15 protein-coding genes, 4 tRNA genes and 3 pseudogenes are annotated in these 17,366 nt (G+C 66.6%); 10 read left to right on the forward strand and 12 right to left on the reverse strand.

Annotation, left to right across the window (positions count from 1 at the left end; all coding sequences use genetic code 11):
• The first annotated feature begins 103 nt into the window (after window positions 1-103).
• On the forward strand, window positions 104-1,024 hold the full coding sequence (locus tag DL544_RS07970) for a LysR family transcriptional regulator (RefSeq protein ID WP_139726961.1): 921 nt from the start codon (window positions 104-106) through the stop codon (window positions 1,022-1,024).
• A 690-nt stretch (window positions 1,025-1,714) separates the two neighbouring features.
• On the opposite strand, the gene DL544_RS07980 is transcribed toward DL544_RS07970, so the two are convergent.
• From DL544_RS07980 to DL544_RS08025, 10 genes and pseudogenes are all read right to left on the reverse strand, one after another.
• Window positions 1,715-1,791 (reverse strand) — tRNA-Arg (locus DL544_RS07980).
• Between the two features lie 32 nt (window positions 1,792-1,823).
• Window positions 1,824-1,900: transfer RNA gene (locus DL544_RS07985), tRNA-Arg, on the reverse strand.
• 69 nt (window positions 1,901-1,969) lie between these two features.
• A tRNA-Arg gene (locus DL544_RS07990) sits at window positions 1,970-2,046 on the reverse strand.
• Window positions 2,037-2,963 carry an alpha/beta hydrolase family protein gene (locus DL544_RS07995; protein ID WP_139726962.1) on the reverse strand — a complete coding sequence of 309 codons (927 nt, stop codon included), beginning with the start codon at window positions 2,961-2,963 and terminating at the stop codon, window positions 2,037-2,039. Before DL544_RS07995 ends, DL544_RS07990 begins: the two co-directional genes overlap by 10 nt.
• Window positions 2,960-3,769: a bifunctional hydroxymethylpyrimidine kinase/phosphomethylpyrimidine kinase gene (gene thiD, locus DL544_RS08000; RefSeq protein WP_139726963.1), complete on the reverse strand. Its 810-nt coding sequence runs from the start codon at window positions 3,767-3,769 to the stop codon at window positions 2,960-2,962. Before thiD ends, DL544_RS07995 begins: the two co-directional genes overlap by 4 nt.
• A gap of 64 nt (window positions 3,770-3,833) precedes the next feature.
• Window positions 3,834-4,502, reverse strand: a complete 669-nt coding sequence (locus DL544_RS08005) for a YoaK family protein (protein WP_139726964.1) — start codon at window positions 4,500-4,502, stop codon at window positions 3,834-3,836.
• Window positions 4,503-4,514: 12 nt separating this feature from the next.
• Window positions 4,515-5,021, reverse strand: a complete 507-nt coding sequence (locus tag DL544_RS08010) for a hypothetical protein (protein WP_139726965.1) — start codon at window positions 5,019-5,021, stop codon at window positions 4,515-4,517.
• Window positions 5,018-6,418 (reverse strand): PhoH family protein, encoded by a 1,401-nt coding sequence (locus tag DL544_RS08015; protein WP_139726966.1) that lies wholly within the window; start codon window positions 6,416-6,418, stop codon window positions 5,018-5,020. Before DL544_RS08015 ends, DL544_RS08010 begins: the two co-directional genes overlap by 4 nt.
• A gap of 84 nt (window positions 6,419-6,502) precedes the next feature.
• The gene (locus tag DL544_RS08020) at window positions 6,503-6,982 is read right to left on the reverse strand and encodes a peroxiredoxin (RefSeq protein ID WP_005416113.1); all 480 of its coding nucleotides are present in this window, start codon (window positions 6,980-6,982) and stop codon (window positions 6,503-6,505) included.
• Between the two features lie 79 nt (window positions 6,983-7,061).
• A pseudogene (locus DL544_RS08025) lies at window positions 7,062-7,621 on the reverse strand (glycine cleavage system transcriptional repressor).
• A gap of 164 nt (window positions 7,622-7,785) precedes the next feature.
• Here DL544_RS08025 and dapA point away from each other — a divergent pair.
• Both dapA and DL544_RS08035 read left to right on the forward strand, forming a co-directional pair.
• Complete coding sequence (gene dapA, locus DL544_RS08030; RefSeq protein ID WP_005416114.1) at window positions 7,786-8,679, forward strand: 4-hydroxy-tetrahydrodipicolinate synthase; 894 nt, start codon at window positions 7,786-7,788, stop codon at window positions 8,677-8,679.
• A 32-nt stretch (window positions 8,680-8,711) separates the two neighbouring features.
• Complete coding sequence (locus DL544_RS08035) at window positions 8,712-9,227, forward strand: hypothetical protein (protein WP_005416115.1); 516 nt, start codon at window positions 8,712-8,714, stop codon at window positions 9,225-9,227.
• Between the two features lie 198 nt (window positions 9,228-9,425).
• Here the strand turns inward: DL544_RS08035 and fdxA are convergent, their stop codons facing one another.
• Complete coding sequence (gene fdxA / locus DL544_RS08040; RefSeq protein WP_005409054.1) at window positions 9,426-9,749, reverse strand: ferredoxin FdxA; 324 nt, start codon at window positions 9,747-9,749, stop codon at window positions 9,426-9,428.
• Window positions 9,750-9,943: 194 nt separating this feature from the next.
• On the opposite strand from fdxA, the pseudogene DL544_RS08045 reads away from it, so the two are divergent.
• A pseudogene (locus DL544_RS08045) lies at window positions 9,944-11,367 on the forward strand (sugar porter family MFS transporter).
• A 257-nt stretch (window positions 11,368-11,624) separates the two neighbouring features.
• Here the strand turns inward: DL544_RS08045 and DL544_RS08050 are convergent.
• Window positions 11,625-11,699, reverse strand: a tRNA-Glu gene (locus tag DL544_RS08050).
• Between the two features lie 52 nt (window positions 11,700-11,751).
• Between DL544_RS08050 and pcnB the strand changes: the two genes are divergently transcribed.
• The 6 genes and pseudogenes from pcnB (at window position 11,752) to pgi (ending at window position 17,351) form a co-directional block, all read left to right on the forward strand.
• Window positions 11,752-13,125, forward strand: coding sequence for a polynucleotide adenylyltransferase PcnB (gene pcnB, locus DL544_RS08055; protein ID WP_069138026.1), 1,374 nt, complete (start codon window positions 11,752-11,754; stop codon window positions 13,123-13,125).
• A 3-nt stretch (window positions 13,126-13,128) separates the two neighbouring features.
• Window positions 13,129-13,613: pseudogene (gene folK / locus DL544_RS08060) on the forward strand (2-amino-4-hydroxy-6-hydroxymethyldihydropteridine diphosphokinase).
• Between the two features lie 33 nt (window positions 13,614-13,646).
• Window positions 13,647-14,462, forward strand: a complete 816-nt coding sequence (gene panB / locus DL544_RS08065) for a 3-methyl-2-oxobutanoate hydroxymethyltransferase (RefSeq protein WP_049439732.1) — start codon at window positions 13,647-13,649, stop codon at window positions 14,460-14,462.
• On the forward strand, window positions 14,459-15,298 hold the full coding sequence (gene panC / locus DL544_RS08070) for a pantoate--beta-alanine ligase (protein WP_139726967.1): 840 nt from the start codon (window positions 14,459-14,461) through the stop codon (window positions 15,296-15,298). The genes panB and panC overlap by 4 nt, the downstream gene beginning before the upstream one ends.
• A 161-nt stretch (window positions 15,299-15,459) precedes the next feature.
• Entirely contained in the window at window positions 15,460-15,840 is a 381-nt protein-coding gene (gene panD / locus DL544_RS08075) for an aspartate 1-decarboxylase (RefSeq protein WP_006432456.1), read from the forward strand.
• On the forward strand, window positions 15,837-17,351 hold the full coding sequence (gene pgi, locus DL544_RS08080) for a glucose-6-phosphate isomerase (RefSeq protein ID WP_139726968.1): 1,515 nt from the start codon (window positions 15,837-15,839) through the stop codon (window positions 17,349-17,351). Before panD ends, pgi begins: the two co-directional genes overlap by 4 nt.
• The last annotated feature ends 15 nt before the right edge of the window (window positions 17,352-17,366 follow it).

The raw sequence follows: 17,366 nt of genomic DNA on the forward strand, positions 1-17,366 counted from the left end.
GGGTGGTCGGTGACCGCTGTGTTTTCCCGTTGGAGAGAAGTATCCGCTTGCGCCCGGGGTTTGAAAAACGGATAGTTTTGACGGCCATCATCGAAAAATTCGAATGCTCAAGCTCAGCCTCGATGCCCTGCAGATCCTGGATGCCATCGACCGCCGTGGCTCCTTTGCCGGCGCCGGCAAGGCCCTGCACAAGGTGCCCTCGACGATTTCCTATACCGTGGCCAAGCTGGAGGAGGACCTGGGCGTTCAGTTGTTCGACCGGGTCGGCCCACGTGCAGAGCTGACCGAGGCCGGGCGCGCGCTGCTGGACGAAGGCCGGCATCTGCTGCGCGCGGCCCGCGAGCTGGAGCTGCGGGTGCGCCGGGTGGCGTCGGGTTGGGAGACCGAACTGACCCTGGCGGTGGATTCGGTGTTCCCGACCTGGCTGCTTGGGCCGGATATCGCCGCATTCCGTGAGGCCGAGGCACCGACCCGGTTGCGGTTGATCGGCGAGGCCCTGTCCGGCACCTGGGAGGCCCTGCTCGACCGCCGTGCGGACCTGTTGGTCGGCGCGCCGGGCGAAGGGCCCAGTGGTGGCGGCTATGTGGTCGAGCCGCTGGGCACGGTGGAGTTCGTGTTCGCGGTCGCACCCGAACATCCGTTGGCCAACATGTCGGGCGTCCTGGGTCGCGAGCAGCTGGTCGAGCATTGCGCGATCGCCGTTTCCGATTCGGCGCGCAGGCTGCTGCCGCGCACGGTGGGCCTGTTGATGGGGCAGGAGATGCTGACGGTGCCGGACATGGCCAGTAAATTGAAGCTGCAGTGCGAAGGCGTGGGCTTCGGCTTCCTGCCCGAGCCGTGCGCGCGCGCTGCAGTGGCGCGCGGCCAGCTGGTGATCCGTGAGGTGGAGGAGCACAAGCCGGAAGAGACCTTCTGGCTGGCCTGGCGCACCGGTGAGGATGGCGCGGCATTGCGCTGGTGGCGCGAGCGCCTGCGCAGGCCGGAGCTGCTGTCGCAGTGGTGGCAGGCAATGGCCAAGGGGTAGGGATTTGGCAGGGCTGCGCCCTGCACCCGCTACGATCCAGAGCAACAGCAACAGCAACAGCAACAGCAACAGCAACAGCAGAAGCTGGTTTGCTGAGGGATGGCGGGGTGGGTCCGGTTGCGGGAGACGCCGTAGACCCGTCCATGGGGGCTTGGCCGCGGCTTGCTCGTGTGTGCAGTCCTGCACACACGGCAAGACCAGGGTTGGGCGTCCTGCCCAACCCGCCCGAGGCATGCCTCGGGCCCATGCCGCGGACACTCCCGCAACCGGACCCACCCCGCCTTCGACAGTTTCCGCTGCTGTTGGTAGGTGTCGACCTTGGTCGACACGGCAGATCCACGCCATGCGTGGATGCTCTTCGATCAATTGTCGAAATACTCGAACTCGATGAAGATTCATCCACGCATGGCGTGAATCCATCAGATCGCGGAAATCTGTCAGAGGTGGGGCAGTGTCGGAGTGCGGGGTGTCAGCCGCATGGATGCGGCTGCCAAGCCTACATGGACGTACTTGCGGCGTCCCCGCACTCCGACACCGCCCCGCCAACCCACAGAATGCCAGCTTTTGCTGTTGCCGTTGCCGTTGCCGTTGCCGTTGCCTTGGCTTGAAGCATCTGCAGGTGCAGGGCGCAGCCCTGCCGAAAAACACGCATAAAAAAACAGCAGGCCGAGGCCTGCTGTTTCGGTGTAATGGTGCGCCCGGAGAGATTCGAACTCCCGACCGCCTGGTTCGTAGCCAGGTACTCTATCCAACTGAGCTACGGGCGCCAATTACATAAACTTGTTGTGCCGACTGTGTATGGTGCGCCCGGAGAGATTCGAACTCCCGACCGCCTGGTTCGTAGCCAGGTACTCTATCCAACTGAGCTACGGGCGCGCGGTACACAATCAACTTACTGCCTAATTTTACTGCATTTTCAGCGGCGGATGCTGAAAACCTGTCGAGTGGTGCGCCCGGAGAGATTCGAACTCCCGACCGCCTGGTTCGTAGCCAGGTACTCTATCCAACTGAGCTACGGGCGCCCTGCGACAGGAGCGGAATTATGCGGATGTCGGCGCACACCGTCAACAGTTTTGTGAAAATTTTCATCCAACTGAATGAAAAAGCTGTCCGCCACGGCATCCGGTGCCTTGAGCCAGGCGAAGTGATCGGCGCGCGTGCCCAGTTCCTGCGCGGACAGCACGCGCAGCTTCGCGTCCACATTCGGCAGCTTTGCCAGCAACGCCTGCATCGACCCGGTCGGGGCCAACCAGTCGTGTTCCATCAGCACGGCCTGGGCGCTGCCGTGCACGCGCGCCATCTGTGCGTCGAGGTCTTCACCCATGCCCGCGGCGGCGTAGTGGTTGTTCAGGCCGATGCGCGCCCAGTCGGCGATCAGTCCGCGTGCTTCGGTGCCACCGAATCCGAGACGACGGCCATGCAGCACGCCCTGGCGCTGCGCGATCCACGGCAGGAAACGGTAAACCAGTGGCAGCAGCCAGCCGCGCGGTGGCGGGAATCCACGCCAGAACGGTGAGCCGCTGGCCGCCAACCACAAGTGGTGGAAATGCAGAGGGTTGCGGCCGGCATGCACGCAGGCCAGCTGCCCGCCCAGGCTGTGGCCACCGATGATCCAGGGCAGGGGGCCTGCTTCCTCGTCGGCGGCCGCCATGACCGCTTGGCTGGCCGGCAGATCCTGCTCGAGTACCTCGCGATAGCCCCAGTCGTGCGCGCGCGACGGGCGTAGTGAGCTGCTGCCGTTGCCGCGCCACTCATGCAGGTAGACCGCCACGCCCTTCGCTGCCAGCGCCTGTGCCAGCGGCAGGTAGTGGCGCGCGGCCACACCCAGCGCTGGCAGCCACAACAAGCGGGCGATGGCCTGTGCGGGCATGCAGGCCATCACTTCGTAGCGATGCCCGTCGTTGCACTGCACTGGAAGGAGGGCCGGCGTCAGGTTCATGCGTGCGGTGCAGCGCCGAAGTGGTCGAGCACCAGCACCTCGCTGCGGCCGGGGGCATAGCCCTGCTGCAGGCCGCGCGCAACGTAGTCGATGCCGGCTTCGCAGGCGTTGGCCAGGCTCAGGCCGTTGCACAGCTGCGCGGCGATGGCCGAGGCCAGCGTGCAGCCAGTGCCGTGCGCATCCAGCGGCAGGCGGGCGTGGATGAATTCTTCGCTGCTGACGCCGTCGAAGTAGCGATCGATCACGCGATTGCCCTCATGCAGGTGGCCACCCTTGAGCAGCACTGCGCCGGCACCGAGGTCGAGCAGGGCCGAGGCGGCCTGTTCTGCGTCTTCGCCGTTGCTGATCTTCCGGCCGACCAGCAGTTCTGCTTCCGGCGTATTGGGGGTGATCAGCGTGGCCAGCGGGATCAGGCGCTCACGCATGGCCTGCAATGCGCTGTCTTCCAGCAGGCGTGCCCCACTGGTGGCGACCATCACCGGGTCCAGTACCACGTGTGGCGGGCGGTGCTTTTCGAGTGCATCAGCGACGGCATGGATCACTTCGGCGTTGGCCAGCATCCCCAGCTTCACCGCGTGGATGTCGAAGTCGTCGAAGCAGGCATCCAGCTGCGCGCGCAGGAACTCGATGGGTGGCACGTGCACGGCGATGACGCCGCGGGTGTTCTGCGCGGTCAGTGAAGCAATCGCGGAAAGGCCATGCACGCGGTGTGCGGCGAAGGCCTTGAGGTCAGCCTGGATGCCGGCGCCACCGCCGGAGTCGGAGCCGGCGATGGTGAGGGCGGAAACGGGAGTGGTCGGGCTCATCGGTTGATTGTGCCGTGGTCCCGCAGGGGAAGGTAGATCCACGCCATGCGTGGATGTCCTTGATTCAATACCGCCAACGCGCCCATTGCTGGTACAGCACATAACCCAGCCCGGTCAGGCCAGTCAGCAGGGCGGGGGCGAGCAGGGCGTCGTACTGCCAGCGCATGAACAGCCAGGCGCCGAGGACGCCGCCGGCGAGGAAGCCGCTGATGATCAGGCCGCTGAGGGTCAGCCGCCGTACCTGCAGCGGCAGCCCACGCAGCAGGTGGCCGAGGCCGATGCCGAGGTCGGTGAACATGCCGCTGAGGTGGGTGGTGCGCACCACTGCGCCACTGAAGGTGGTAGCCATTGCGTTCTGCAGGCCGCAGGCCATGGCGGCGGCCAGCGCGCCCCAGATCTGGTGTTGTTCAAAGAGCGGAATGGCCACCAGCAGCAGCGCCGATTCCAGCGCCAGTGCCACGCCATAGCGCCGGCCCAGCTGCAGGGCGCTGTCCTGGATCAGCAGGCCGCTGAGCATCGCGCCCAGCGAGAACGTGATCAGCAGCCCCCACAGGTGCCCGACGGCGCGCCAATCCCCCTGCGCCAGCGCCATGCCCAACTGGCTGGTGCTGCCGGTCATGTGGCTGACCGCCTGATGCTCGAACCCGAGGAAGCCGACCACGTTGACCATGCCGGCCACGCACGAGAGTGCGACCGCGCCGATCCAGACCCAGGTGGGCAGGCGTATTCCCATCGGCGAGGCCCCTCAGGGCCCGCCGAAGCCGCCGTTGAACTGCAGCTCGCTGAAGGTGTTGCTGGCCGGGTCGAACACGGCGCCCCAGAACTGTGCGCCGCCATCGCAGACGCGGATCGCTTCACGGGCCGGATTGACGCCGCTGTCGTCAGGCAGGTGGAAGGCGTTGATGTAGATCAGCCGCTTGCCGGCGCTTTCGATGCCGACGTACTGGCGGTCGAAGTCCAGCACCTTCGGGACCTGCGCTTCCAGCGACGACAGCTTCGCCTCCAGCTGGTCGACCTGCTGCCGGCTGGGCGCCCAGTAACCCGACACCCGCCCGGCCTCGCGGCCGGGGCTGGGGCGCGAGCAGGTGTCGAGCACCTGCGCGGCGATGATCGGGCGGGTGACCACCCAGGACTGGCCGGTGCGCTCGGCGGTGGGCACGCTGGCCGGGCCGCGCGTGGTCGTACAGGCACCGAGCACGGCGGCGAGGGTGATCGCAGCCTTGGGCAGCAACAGGCGCGTGCAGCGGTTCACAACACCTCCGAAGCGTAATCGGCCAGGCGCGAACGCTCGCCACGGCGCAGGGTGATGTGCGCACTATGCGGCCAGTTCTTGAAGCGGTCCACCGCGTAGGTCAGGCCCGAAGTGGTCTCGGTCAGGTACGGGGTGTCGATCTGCTCGACGTTGCCCAGGCAGACGATCTTGGTGCCGGGGCCAGCGCGGGTGATCAGCGTCTTCATCTGCTTGGGGGTGAGGTTCTGCGCCTCGTCCAGGATCAGGTAGCGTGACAGGAAGGTGCGGCCGCGCATGAAGTTCATCGAGCGGATCTTGATGCGGCTGGCCAGCAGGTCGTTGGTGGCCTGGCGGCCCCAGGTGCCGCCTTCCTGGTTGTGCGTGAGCACTTCCAGGTTGTCGGTCAACGCGCCCATCCACGGCGTCATCTTCTCTTCCTCGGTACCGGGCAGGAAGCCGATGTCCTCGCCCACGCTGACCGTGGCGCGGGTCATGATGATCTCGCGGTAGCGCTGCTGGTCCATCGTCTGCGCCAGGCCGGCGGCCAGTGCCAGCAGGGTCTTGCCGGTGCCGGCGGTGCCCAGCAGCGTGACAAAGTCGATCTCCGGGTCCATCAGTGCGTTGAGGGCGAAGTTCTGCTCGCGGTTGCGTGCGCTGATGCCCCACACGGCGTGGCTGCCGTGGCGGAAATCATCGACCAGCGACAGCACCACCTTGCCATTGCCGACGACGCGGCTGACGCGCAGCTCGACTTCATCCTCGCCTGGCAGGTAGACGTACTGGTTCGGATACCACTCCTCGCCGTCCTGCGCCTGGATTTCGTAATGCGAGCGGCCCTTGTCGCTCCAGCTGCGCAGGTCGTCGCCGTGGCGTTTCCAGAAGTCTTCCGGCAGCTCGGTGGCGCCGGTGTAGAGCAGGCTGAAATCGTCCAGCGCGCGGTCGTTCTCGTAGTCCTCGGACACGATACCGGCGATGGCGGCCTTGATCCGCAGGTTGATGTCCTTGGAGACGAACACCACCGGCAGGTCGGGGGTTTCTTCCTTCAGGGCCAGGATCGCGCCGAGGATGGCGTTGTCCGGGATCACCTTGCCGAAGCTCTTGCCAGCATCGAAATGACTGGTCTGGAAGCGCAGCTTGCCGGCGCTCTGCTTGCCGCGCAGCTGCAGGCCATTGGGCCGCTGCAGCGGAATGCCGTCGGCCAGGTTGTCCAGCCCGGAGGCCTGCACCAGCTCGTTGAGGAAGCGGCTCACCTGGCGGGCGTTGCGGCTCGCCTCGGAGGTGCCCTTCTTGCCGTTGTCCAGCTCTTCGATCACCTGCATGGGCAGGTAGACGTCGTGCTCCTCGAATTTGAACAGCGCGGTGGGATCGTGCATCAGCACGTTGGTATCCAGCACGTAGATGCGCTTGCCTCGGGTCATCGTCGATTCCTGGTTACGGACAGGGAAAAACCACCACGGCCTGCTGCGGGGCAGGGTGATGGCAGACACAGTAGGCAGTGGGACTCACTTGGACTGGGAGGCCTTCAGTTCGGCGAGAACGGCATCGGCATGGCCGGCAACCTTGACCTTGCGCCAGGACTGCACGATGCGGCTGTCGGGGGAAATCAGGAAGGTACTGCGTTCGATGCCACGTACCTGCTTGCCGTACATGTTCTTCATCCTGATCACGTCGAAGGCGGTGCACAGCGCTTCGTCGCCATCGCTGACCAGCGGGAAGTTGAAGCCCTGCTTGGCACAGAAGTTGTCGTGCGACTTCACCGAGTCGCGCGAGACGCCCAGCACGACGGCGCCGGCTTTCCTGAACTTCGGCAGCAGGGCATTGAAGTCGATGCCTTCGGTGGTGCAGCCCGGGGTGCTGTCTTTGGGATAGAAGTACAGCACCAGCCATTGGCCGGCATAGTCGCCGAGGGTGGCCTGGTCGCCGCCGGACAGGGCCAGCGGCAGGGAGAGGGTGGTGCTGTCCAGGGTGTCGCCGTTGTTCATGAGGTCCTTCTGTCGAGCCTGGGTTCTTGCCATTACAGCTACATGAAACGCCACGCGCCCGTGAGAGACGCGCGAAGAATCAGAACTTCATCGGATCCATGATCGCGTCCAGGTTCAGGTGGTCGCAGAACTCGAGGAAATCGTCGCGCAGCGCGGCGATGTGCATGTTGGCCGGCACGCCGATGGTGACCTGTGCGCTGAACATTTCCGCGCCGGTCTGCATGGCGCGGTAGCGCGTGCTCTGCAGGTTCTCGATGGTGATGCCCTGGCGGTCGAAGAAGTCGGCCAGCTGGAACAGGATGCCCGGCTTGTCGGCGGCGATCACTTCGACGATGTACGGCAGCAGGTTGGACTGCGCCTGCTTGGCGGCGGTGCGGTACCAGACCAGCTTTAGGCCTTCCTCGCGCTCCAGCCGGGTCAGCATCGCCTCAAGCTTGGCCACCGAGTCCCAGGAGCCGGTGGCCAGGGCGGTGACCGAGACATCGCGGCCGACCGTGGCCAGGCGTGCATCCACCAGATTGCAGCCGCTGTCGGCGATGCGGCGGGTGACGGACAGCAGGGGGACTCCGGATGCGTCGTATAGGCGTTGATCAGGAGGTGGTTTTCGCTCGGCGCGGGGCGCGGGGTGGTGTCGGTCAAGGCGATTCCGGGTAATGCATGCGTTAGTCTGAATGCCCGCCAGAGGCGGGGATCCACCGGTGTCCAGCATACTTGCCCGTGCTTTCGCGCCGCAAGTAACATTCAAGTCGCCCCCGGCCTTTCGTGGCGGGCGTTTTCCCTTCCCAGCCAAGAGCAGCACGTCCTTGTCCCTTTCCGGCCTCATCACCGCGCTGGCGACCCCGTTCCGGGCCGACGGCGCCCTCGATCCCGACGGTTGGCAGCGCCTGCTGCACCTGCAACTGGAAGGTGGCGTCCATGGCGTTGTCGTAGCCGGCTCTACCGGCGAAGCGGCAACGCTCACCGACGCCGAGTACGACCTGCTGCTGGCCAGCGCGGTCGAGCGCATCGGCGGCCGCATTCCGGTCCTGGCCGGTACCGGCCTTTCGGGCACTGCCAAGACCATCGAACAGACCCGTCGTGCCGCCGCCCTCGGCGCCAGCCACGCGCTGGTGGTCACGCCGCCGTACGTGCGCCCCACCCAGGCCGGTCTGATCGCGCACTACCGTGCGGTGGCCGACCAGGGCGGGCTGCCGGTCGTGCTGTACAACGTGCCCGGCCGTACCGGTTGCGACATGCAGCCTGAGACCGTGGCCGAGCTGGCCAGCCACCCCAACATCGTCGGCATCAAGGAGGCGGTGGGTGACACCGGCCGGGTGCAGGCGCTGCTCGCCCTGCGCAGCCCACAGTTCGCCGTGCTCAGCGGTGACGACGGTACGGCCGCGCGTTCGATCCAGGCCGGTATCGACGGCCTGATCTCAGTGGGTTCCAACGTGCTTCCCGGTGCCTACCGCCGGATGTGCGAGCTGGCCGCCGCACACGACCACGAAGCCACCGCGTCGTGGGATGCGCGCCTGCATCCCTTCCATGATTTCTGCGGCGTCGAACCGAACCCGATCCCGGTCAAGGCGCTGCTGCGCCGCATCGGCATCGGTCACGACCTGCGCCTGCCACTGCTGCCGTTGTCGGCAGCGCATCATCCGGCTGCCGACCATCTTGCCGGCGACATCGCCGCCCTCGAAGCCCTTTCCAGCCACTGACCTTCCGTCTTGGTCTGACCCAGGAGATTCACATGCGTCAATCCGTTTCCACCGTCCGCGTGCTGTCCTATGCCCTGCTTGCCGTGGCGGTCGCTGCCGGCACCACCGGCTGCTTCAAGCGCGGCGCCAAGGGCGACTACGCCCTGGCCCCGGAAATGCGTCCGCTGGAAGTGCCGCCGGACCTGAACCTGCCCAATGCCACCACCGACAACAAGGTGCCGACGTTGGCCTCGGCCACCAAGCCGGCGGCGCCGGTTGCTGCGGCTCCGGCAGCCGGCAGCACCGGTTTCACCATTGCCGGTGGCAAGGATGAAGCCTTCGCCAAGGTCGGTACCGCACTGGAAGGCGTGGAGGGCGTGACCATCGCCAGCCGCGCGCAGTTGCTGGGTTCGTACGACGTGGCCTACGAGGGCAGCAACTTCCTGGTCCGCGTAGTGGCCGTCGACGCCGGCGCCTACATCTCCGCGGTTGACCCGCGTGGCCTGCCGGCCACCGCCGAAGCGCCGGTGAAGCTGATCGCCGCGCTGAAGGCGAAGCTCGCCCAGTAAGGGCTGGTCGGATGGCTGCGGGCCTTGGTCCGCCCCCGCTCTGGTAGCGGCCGACCTTGGTCGGCGCTTTTGTGCCAACCAGGGTTGGCACCTACCAGGTTGCGCGGTTGGCACCTGCCGGAGCGCACGGTTGGGGTCTGCCGAAGAACAGAAAAGGGCGCCCATGGGCGCCCTTTTCGTTACCGCCGTGGGCGCTTCTCAGCGCTCCAGCAGCTTCAGCTTGTCCGGCTTGCCATCCCATTCGCCGGCGTCGGCGGGCGGGTCCTTGCGCACGGTCAGCACCGGCCATTCCTTCGCCAGCTCGGCGTTGAGGGCAACGAAGCCTTCCTGTCCGGCAGGAACATCGTCCTCCGGGAAGATCGCATTGACCGGGCACTCCGGCTCGCAAAGGGTGCAGTCGATGCACTCATCCGGGTCGATCACCAGGAAGTTCGGGCCTTCGTGGAAGCAATCCACGGGGCACACTTCCACGCAATCGGTGTGTTTGCACTTGATGCAGTTTTCGGTGACGACAAAGGGCATGGGCTTGGGGGTGGATCGATTCCTGAACCTGCCAATTCTAGAACAGGTTGGCCCCCGGTGTCGGCGCGGGGCGGAGAACGGGCGTCTGGCAGGCGCGACCGTGGGAGTCATTGGCGGCACGGCGGGGGCTGTGCGACGCTGCGGGGCACTCGGTCGCCCACCGTGGCCGGACTCCCTTCCCAGCAGGATCGTCCATGTCCCAAACCCAGCCCAGCACCGCGCCCCATGGCGGTGAGAACACTGCATTCATCGTCCTGATCAGCTGCGTGGCCACCCTTGGTGGATTCCTGTTCGGTTTCGACAGTGGTGTCATCAATGGCACGGTCGATGGCCTCCGCCAGGCCTTCAACTCCAGTGAGGCCGCGCTCGGTTTCGAAGTCGCCTCGATGCTGCTGGGCTGCGCGATCGGCGCCTTCCTGGCCGGGTGGCTGGGTGATCGCCTGGGACGCCGCGGTGTCCTGATCGTGTCAGCGCTGATGTTCCTTGTCTCGGCGCTCGGTGCCGGCGCGGCCCACGCGTCCTGGCTGTTCATCGCCGCCCGCGTGCTGGGCGGTTTCGCGGTGGGCGCGGCCAGCGTGATGTCACCGGCCTACATCGCCGAAGTCGCCTCGGCGCGTTACCGCGGCCGGCTGGCCACGGTGCAGCAGATGGCGATCATCTGCGGCTTGTTTGCGGCCTTCCTCAGCAATTACCTGCTGGCGCGTGCCGCCGGCGCCTCGACCGAGCCCCTGTGGCTGGGCCATGAGGCCTGGCGCTGGATGTTCTGGATGCAGGTGCTGCCCTCGGGCTGTTCCTCCTGTTGTTGCTGGTGATCCCGGAAAGCCCCCGTTTCCTGGTGTTGAAGGGGCGCCAGGGGCAGGCGAGGGCGGTGCTGGCGCGGCTGTACGGCGAGGCCGCGGCCACGGCCAAGCAGGCCGAGATCGAGGCGAGCCTGGCCCAGGACCAGCACAAGCCGCGCTTCGGCGACCTGCGCAACAAGGCCACCGGCAAGCTGCGCCCGATCCTCTGGGTGGGTATCGGCCTGGCCATGTTCCAGCAGCTGGTCGGCATCAACGTGGTGTTCTACTACGGCGCGGTGCTGTGGCAGGCGGTGGGTTTCTCGGAAAGCGACGCGCTGCTGATCAACGTGTTGTCCGGCGCGCTGAGCATCGGTGCCTGCCTGCTGACGGTACTGCTGATCGACCGCATCGGGCGCAGGCCGCTGCTGTGGATCGGTTCGGTCGGCATGTCGGTGGCGCTGGTGCTGATGGTGGTGGCGTTTGCCAGTGGCAGCCTGGCCGACGGTCGCCTGCAGTTGTCCGACGGCATGGGGCGGCTGGCGCTGGTGGCAGCCAACGTCTACGTGGTGTTCTTCAACATGTCCTGGGGCCCGGTGATGTGGGTGATGCTGGGCGAGATGTTCCCCAACCAGATCCGCGGCCCGGCGCTGGCGCTGGCGGGTGCGGCGCAATGGACCTCGAACTTCGCGATCACCGTGACGTTCCCGATGCTGCTGGCCGGCATCGGCCTGGCCGGCGCCTATGGCATCTACGCCGTCGCGGCGATCCTCTCGATCGTCTTCGTGGTCCGCCACGTGCGCGAGACCAAGGGCAAGGAGCTGGAGCAGATGGAAGGCTGACGGCCGGCCTGTGTTTCTGCGCCTCCTTTCTTCGTGGGAGGCGGCAGGCCAGCCGATCCAGGACACGCCGTGAACCCATCCAGGGGGGGGCTCGATGGCGCCATCCATGGCGCCAACGGTCCTGGATCGGCTGGCCCGCCCCCTCAACGCAGGAAAAGGGAGGCGCTACTGCGACCAAACCGATCGATGCCAATGCAAATCCCGGAAAACAGAAAAGCCCGCACAAGGCGGGCTTTTTCGGTTCCTGCTGCGGCGACTGGCGCTCCCTAGGGGACTCGAACCCCTGTTTTAGCCTTGAGAGGGCCACGTCCTAACCACTAGACGAAGGGAGCGTAACTGTGTCGCTGCCGAGGCAGGAGCGCTAGTATATGCACCTCGATGCCATTGGGCAATCCCGAAACTTCAACCGGAAGCGCCAACATCATTTCCCCTGCTACATCACCGTTCAGCCTGCGCGTCATCCCGCGCGACCAGCACACGATCTCCCGCAAGGACATCAGCCCGAACGCCCTGCGCGTGCTTTATCGCCTGCGCGATGCCGGCTTCGGCGCCTACCTTGTCGGCGGCGCGGTGCGCGACCTGCTGGTCAATGGCCAACCCAAGGATTTCGACGTGGCCACCGATGCCACGCCCGAACAGGTCAAGCAGCTGTTCCGCAACTGCCGCCTGATCGGTCGTCGGTTCCGCCTCGCCCACGTTGTGTTCGGCCGCGAAATCATCGAAGTCGCCACCTTCCGTGCCAACAGCGATGACGGCAGCGGCGACCGCGAGATGGAAAACGGCATGCTCGTGCGCGACAACGTGTACGGCACCATCGAAGACGACGCGGTCCGCCGAGACTTCACCTGCAACGCCCTGTACTACGCCATCGAGGACTTCTCGGTGCGCGACTACACCGGCGGCTTCGAAGACGTCCAGGCGCGCCTGATGAAACTGATCGGCGATCCCGAGCAGCGTTATCGGGAAGACCCGGTGCGCATGCTGCGTGCGGTGCGCCTGGCGGCCAAGCTCGGCTTCCAGATCGAAGAGGGTACCGCCGCGCCCATCCCGCACCTGGCCGGCCTGCTCAACGAAGCCGCGCCGGCGCGCCTGTTCGAGGAAGTGCTCAAGCTGTTCCTGTCCGGGCACGGCGTGGCCAGCTTCGAAGGCCTTGAGCGTTACGGCCTGCTCGACGTGCTGTTCCCGGAGAGCGCCAGGGCGCTGAAGTCCAACCGCACCGGCGCGCTGCGCCGCATGCTGGTCGAGGGCCTGGCCAACACCGATGCTCGCGTGGCCAACGACGAGCCGGTCTCGCCGGCGTTCCTGTTCGCATTGCTGCTGTGGCCGGCGTTCTGCCGCGCACAGGCGACCCTGCTCAAGCAGGGAGTGGCACCGGAAGAGGCGCAGCGCCGCGCCGCCGACCGGGTCACCGTGCAGCAGCTCAGCACCATCGCGCTGCCGCGCCGCTTCTCGCTGCCGATGCAGGAGATCTGGCTGCTGCAGTCGCGCTTCAGCTCGCGCCAGCGCAAGCGCGTATTCCGTACCCTGACCCACCCGCGCTTCCGCGCCGCGTTCGATTTCCTCAGCCTGCGCCAGGTCGCTTCGTCCGAGCATGCAGTGGATGTCGAGTTCTGGCGCGAAGTACAGGCGCAGTCCGGTCGCGAGCTGGAGTCGTCGCTGGATGCGATGCACAGTGAAGACGGCGATGACGAGAGCGGGGCACCGCGCAAGCGCCGCCGTCGCCGTCGACGTCCCGGTGCTGCTGCGGCGGGCGAGTAAGCGATGACCCTCGCCTGGATCGGCCTCGGCGCCAACCTTGGCGACGCGGCCGCGACCGTGGGCGCGGCGATTGCCGCGCTGGACGGCCTGCCGGGAACGCGCCTGCGACAGGCCTCGCGGCTCTATGCAACCCCGGCCTGGGCAATGAAGATCAGCCGCCGTTCGTCAATGCCGTGGCTGCGGTCGAAACCACCTTGGCGGCCGATGAGTTGCTGCAGGCCATGCTGGCGCTGGAGCGGGGCTTTGGCCGCGTGCGCGATCCGGCGGTGCACTGGGGGCCGCGCGCGCTGGACCTGGACCTGCTGCTGTATGGCACGCAGGTGATCGACCTGCCCGGCCTGCAGGTACCTCATCCCTACCTGCACGAGCGTGCCTTCGTGTTGGTGCCACTGGCCGAAATCGCGCCTGATCTGGCCATTCCCGGTCATGGCAGCGTGCGGGATGCAGTGGTGCGGGTGGATGCCTGCGGGATTGCGCCGATAGGGTGATAATGACCGGGTTATCTCCCCGGTTATCAGCACATGAGCACCCACGCAGACAGCAAGCCCTGGACCGTTCCCGCCCTGGCCGAGGCCAAGCGCAATGGCCAGAAGCTGGTCATGTTGACCGCCTACGACGCCGGCTTCGCCCGCACCTTCGATGCCAACGGCGTCGATCTGATCCTGATCGGCGATTCGCTGGGCATGGTCGTGCAGGGTCATGATTCGACCCTGCCGGTGACCGTGGCCGACATGGTCTACCACACCCGCGCCGTGGCCCGCGTGCTGCAGCGTGCGCTGCTGGTGGCCGACCTGCCGTTCGGTGCCGATGCCACCCCGGAACGCGCGCTGGATGCCTCGCTGCAGCTGCTGCAGGCCGGTGCCGAGATGGTCAAGATCGAAGGTGCCGGCTTCAAGGTCGACATCATCCGCTACCTGGTCGAGCGCGAGATTCCGGTCTGCGCGCACCTGGGCCTGACCCCGCAATCGGTGCTGCGCCTGGGCGGCTTCAAGATCCAGGGCCGCGGCGATGCTGCGCGCCAGCTGGTGGAGGATGCCAAGGCCGTGGCCGCCGCAGGCGCCAGCATCATGGTGCTTGAATGCGTGCCGACCCCCGTCGCCGCCGAAGTGACCGCTGCGGTGGATGTGCCGACCATCGGTATCGGTGCTGGCCCGCAGTGCGATGGCCAGGTGCTGGTGCTGCACGATTTCCTCGGCCTGGACAGTGGTCATCGCCGTCCCAAGTTCGTCAAGGATTTCCTTGCCGAAGGCGGCTCGGTGGCCGGTGCCACCCGCGCATTTGCCGACGCCGTGCGCGACGGCAGCTTCCCCGACGAACAGCACGCGTACGCCCAATGATCCAGACCTTCAACGAGCTCGGCGCACTGCGCGAGCAGATCGCCCAGTGGAAGCGCGAGGGGCTGCGCGTGGCGCTGGTGCCGACCATGGGCAACCTGCATGGGGGCCACCATTCGCTGGTGACCCTGGCCCGCCAGTACGCCGACAAGGTGGTGGCGAGCATCTTCGTCAACCCGACCCAGTTCGGCCCCAACGAGGATTTCAGCCGCTACCCGCGCACGCCCGAGGCCGACGTGGCCGGGCTGGAACAGGTCGGCTGCGATGCCGTGTGGCTGCCCAGCGTGGAGGCGATGTATCCGCTGGGCGTGGACAGGACCACGCGCATGCACGCGCCGGGTGTCAGTGAAGTGCTGGAAGGTGCCAGCCGCCCGGGCCACTTCGATGGCGTGTGCACGGTGGTGGCGCGCCTGTTCCTGCAGGTGCAGCCGGACGTGGCCGTGTTCGGCCGCAAGGACTACCAGCAGCTTGCCGTGATCAAGCAGATGGTGGCCGAGCTGTCGTTCCCGATCCAGATCGTCGGTGCGGAGATCGTGCGCGACGAGGATGGCCTGGCCAAGAGCTCGCGCAACCAGTACCTGAGCGCCGAACAGCGTCCGGTCGCGACCACCATCCACCGGACCCTGCTGGGCATGCGCGAAGGCTACGTGGCCGGGCAGGCACGTGATCGCATCGAGGCCGAGGCCACTGCCGCATTGCAGGCGGCCGGTTTCCAGGTTGACTACGCGGTGCTGCGCACTCCGGAGCTGGCCGAGCCGACCTTCGACGGCGGCGGCCGGGTGGCGCTGATCGCCGCACGGCTGGGTACCACCCGGCTGATCGACAACCTGGAGTTCTGAACTCCGGCGGCGCCGCGCGATGCATGGGGTCAGATCCCTTTCCCAGGGGAAAAGGGATCCGCCTCCGGTTTCACCGCCTACCTGAACAGGTTGCCGGCCGTAATGCCCGGCGCTGTGCGGGTGCTAGAATCCGCTCTTTCCTTTGCCGTTGCAGCGCCCCCATGCACCTGTCCCTGCTCAAGACCAAGATCCACCGCGCCACCGTCACCCATTCCGAGCTGAACTACGAAGGCTCGATCGCCATTGATGACAACCTGCTGGCTGCCACTGGCATCCGCGAGTTCGAACAGGTGCACATCTGGGACGTGACCAACGGTGCGCGCTTCTCGACCTATGCCATCCGCGCCGAAGCCGGCAGCGGCGTTGTCTCGCTCAACGGTGGCGCCGCGCGCCACGTGCAGGTCGGTGACATCATCATCATCGCCGCGTTCGCCAGCATGACCGAGCAGGAAGCTGACAGCTTCAAGCCGAAGCTGGTGTACGTTGATGGCAACAACCAGATCACCCACACCAACGACACGATCCCGACCCAGGCCGCATGACAACGAACAACGGATTCGACTCGCTGCACTCCCACGCCCAGCGCCTGAAGGGCGCAAGCATTCCCAGCCTGCTCGCCACCGAACCCGGCCGCGTGCAGGACCTGGCGCTGCGGGTCGGTCCGTTGTACGTCAACTTCGCCCGTCAGAAATACGATGCCGCGGCGCTGCAGGCGTTGCTGGCGCTGGCTGCCGACCGTGATGTCGGTGGCGCCATCACCCGCCTGTTCCGCGGCGAGCAGGTCAATCTGACCGAAGGCCGCGCCGCGCTGCATACCGCGCTGCGTGGCGACGTGGTCGATGCGCCGGTGGCGGCCGAGGCCTATGCCACCGCGCGTGGCATCCGCCAGCGCATGGGCGTGCTGGTGCGCGCGCTGGAAGACAGCGGCGTGACCGATGTGGTCAGTGTCGGCATCGGGGGTTCCGACCTCGGCCCGCGCCTGGTCGCCGATGCGCTGCGCCCGGTCACCGGTGCGCGCCTGCGCGTGCATTTCGTGTCGAACGTGGACGGCGCCGCCATGCAGCGCACGCTGGCCACGTTGGATCCGGCGAAGACCGCCGGCATCCTGATCTCCAAGACCTTCGGCACGCAGGAAACGCTGCTCAACGGCCAGATCCTGCACGACTGGCTGGGTGGCAGCGAGCGCCTGTATGCGGTCAGCGCCAATCCGGAGCGCGCCGCCAAGGCCTTCGCGATCGCCGCCGATCGCGTGCTGCCGATGTGGGACTGGGTCGGTGGCCGTTATTCGCTGTGGTCGGCGGTCGGTTTCCCGATTGCGCTGGCAATCGGCTTCGAGCGCTTTGAACAGTTGCTGGAAGGCGCGGCGCAGATGGATGCGCATGCGCTGGATGCACCGCTGGAGCGCAACCTGCCGGTGCTGCACGGCCTCACCGACATCTGGAACCGCAACCTGCTGGGCCATGCCACACACGCGGTGATGACCTACGACCAGCGCCTGGCGCTGCTGCCGGCTTACCTTCAGCAGCTGGTGATGGAAAGCCTGGGCAAGCGCGTGCAGCGCGACGGCCAGCCGGTCACCGTCGACACCGTGCCGGTGTGGTGGGGTGGGGCGGGCACCGATGTGCAGCACAGCTTCTTCCAGGCGTTGCACCAGGGCACCAGCGTCGTTCCGGCCGACTTCATCGGCTGTGTGCACAACGATGATCCCTATACGATCAATCACCAGGCCTTGCTGGCCAACCTGCTGGCGCAGACCGAAGCGCTGGCCAATGGCCAGGGCAGCGAAGATCCGCACCGCGACTACCCGGGGGGCCGGCCGAGCACGCTGATCCTGCTCGACGCGCTGACCCCGCAGGCGCTGGGTGCACTGATCGCCATGTACGAGCACGCTGTGTACGTGCAGTCGGTGATCTGGAACATCAACGCCTTCGACCAGTTCGGTGTCGAACTGGGCAAGCAGCTGGCCAGTGGCCTGCTGCCGGCGCTGCAGGGCGAGGATGTGGCGGTTGCCGACCCGATGACCCGCGAGATCCTGGCGCAGCTGAAGGGCTGATGCCCGGGTAGTGCC

This window comes from Stenotrophomonas sp. pho, assembly GCF_006228405.1.
Lineage (GTDB): Bacteria > Pseudomonadota > Gammaproteobacteria > Xanthomonadales > Xanthomonadaceae > Stenotrophomonas > Stenotrophomonas sepilia.

Excerpts from the sequence above, each read along its gene's own strand:
- DL544_RS07970 (WP_139726961.1), top strand. The coding sequence starts at position 104 with ATGCTCAAGCTCAGCCTCGATGCCCTGCAGATCCTGGATGCCATCGAC.
- DL544_RS07995 (WP_139726962.1), bottom strand. The coding sequence starts at position 2,963 with ATGAACCTGACGCCGGCCCTCCTTCCAGTGCAGTGCAACGACGGGCAT.
- thiD (WP_139726963.1), bottom strand. The coding sequence starts at position 3,769 with ATGAGCCCGACCACTCCCGTTTCCGCCCTCACCATCGCCGGCTCCGAC.
- DL544_RS08005 (WP_139726964.1), bottom strand. The coding sequence starts at position 4,502 with ATGGGAATACGCCTGCCCACCTGGGTCTGGATCGGCGCGGTCGCACTC.
- DL544_RS08015 (WP_139726966.1), bottom strand. The coding sequence starts at position 6,418 with ATGACCCGAGGCAAGCGCATCTACGTGCTGGATACCAACGTGCTGATG.
- DL544_RS08020 (WP_005416113.1), bottom strand. The coding sequence starts at position 6,982 with ATGAACAACGGCGACACCCTGGACAGCACCACCCTCTCCCTGCCGCTG.
- DL544_RS08035 (WP_005416115.1), top strand. The coding sequence starts at position 8,712 with ATGCGTCAATCCGTTTCCACCGTCCGCGTGCTGTCCTATGCCCTGCTT.
- fdxA (WP_005409054.1), bottom strand. The coding sequence starts at position 9,749 with ATGCCCTTTGTCGTCACCGAAAACTGCATCAAGTGCAAACACACCGAT.
- panB (WP_049439732.1), top strand. The coding sequence starts at position 13,647 with ATGAGCACCCACGCAGACAGCAAGCCCTGGACCGTTCCCGCCCTGGCC.
- panC (WP_139726967.1), top strand. The coding sequence starts at position 14,459 with ATGATCCAGACCTTCAACGAGCTCGGCGCACTGCGCGAGCAGATCGCC.
- panD (WP_006432456.1), top strand. The coding sequence starts at position 15,460 with ATGCACCTGTCCCTGCTCAAGACCAAGATCCACCGCGCCACCGTCACC.
- pgi (WP_139726968.1), top strand. The coding sequence starts at position 15,837 with ATGACAACGAACAACGGATTCGACTCGCTGCACTCCCACGCCCAGCGC.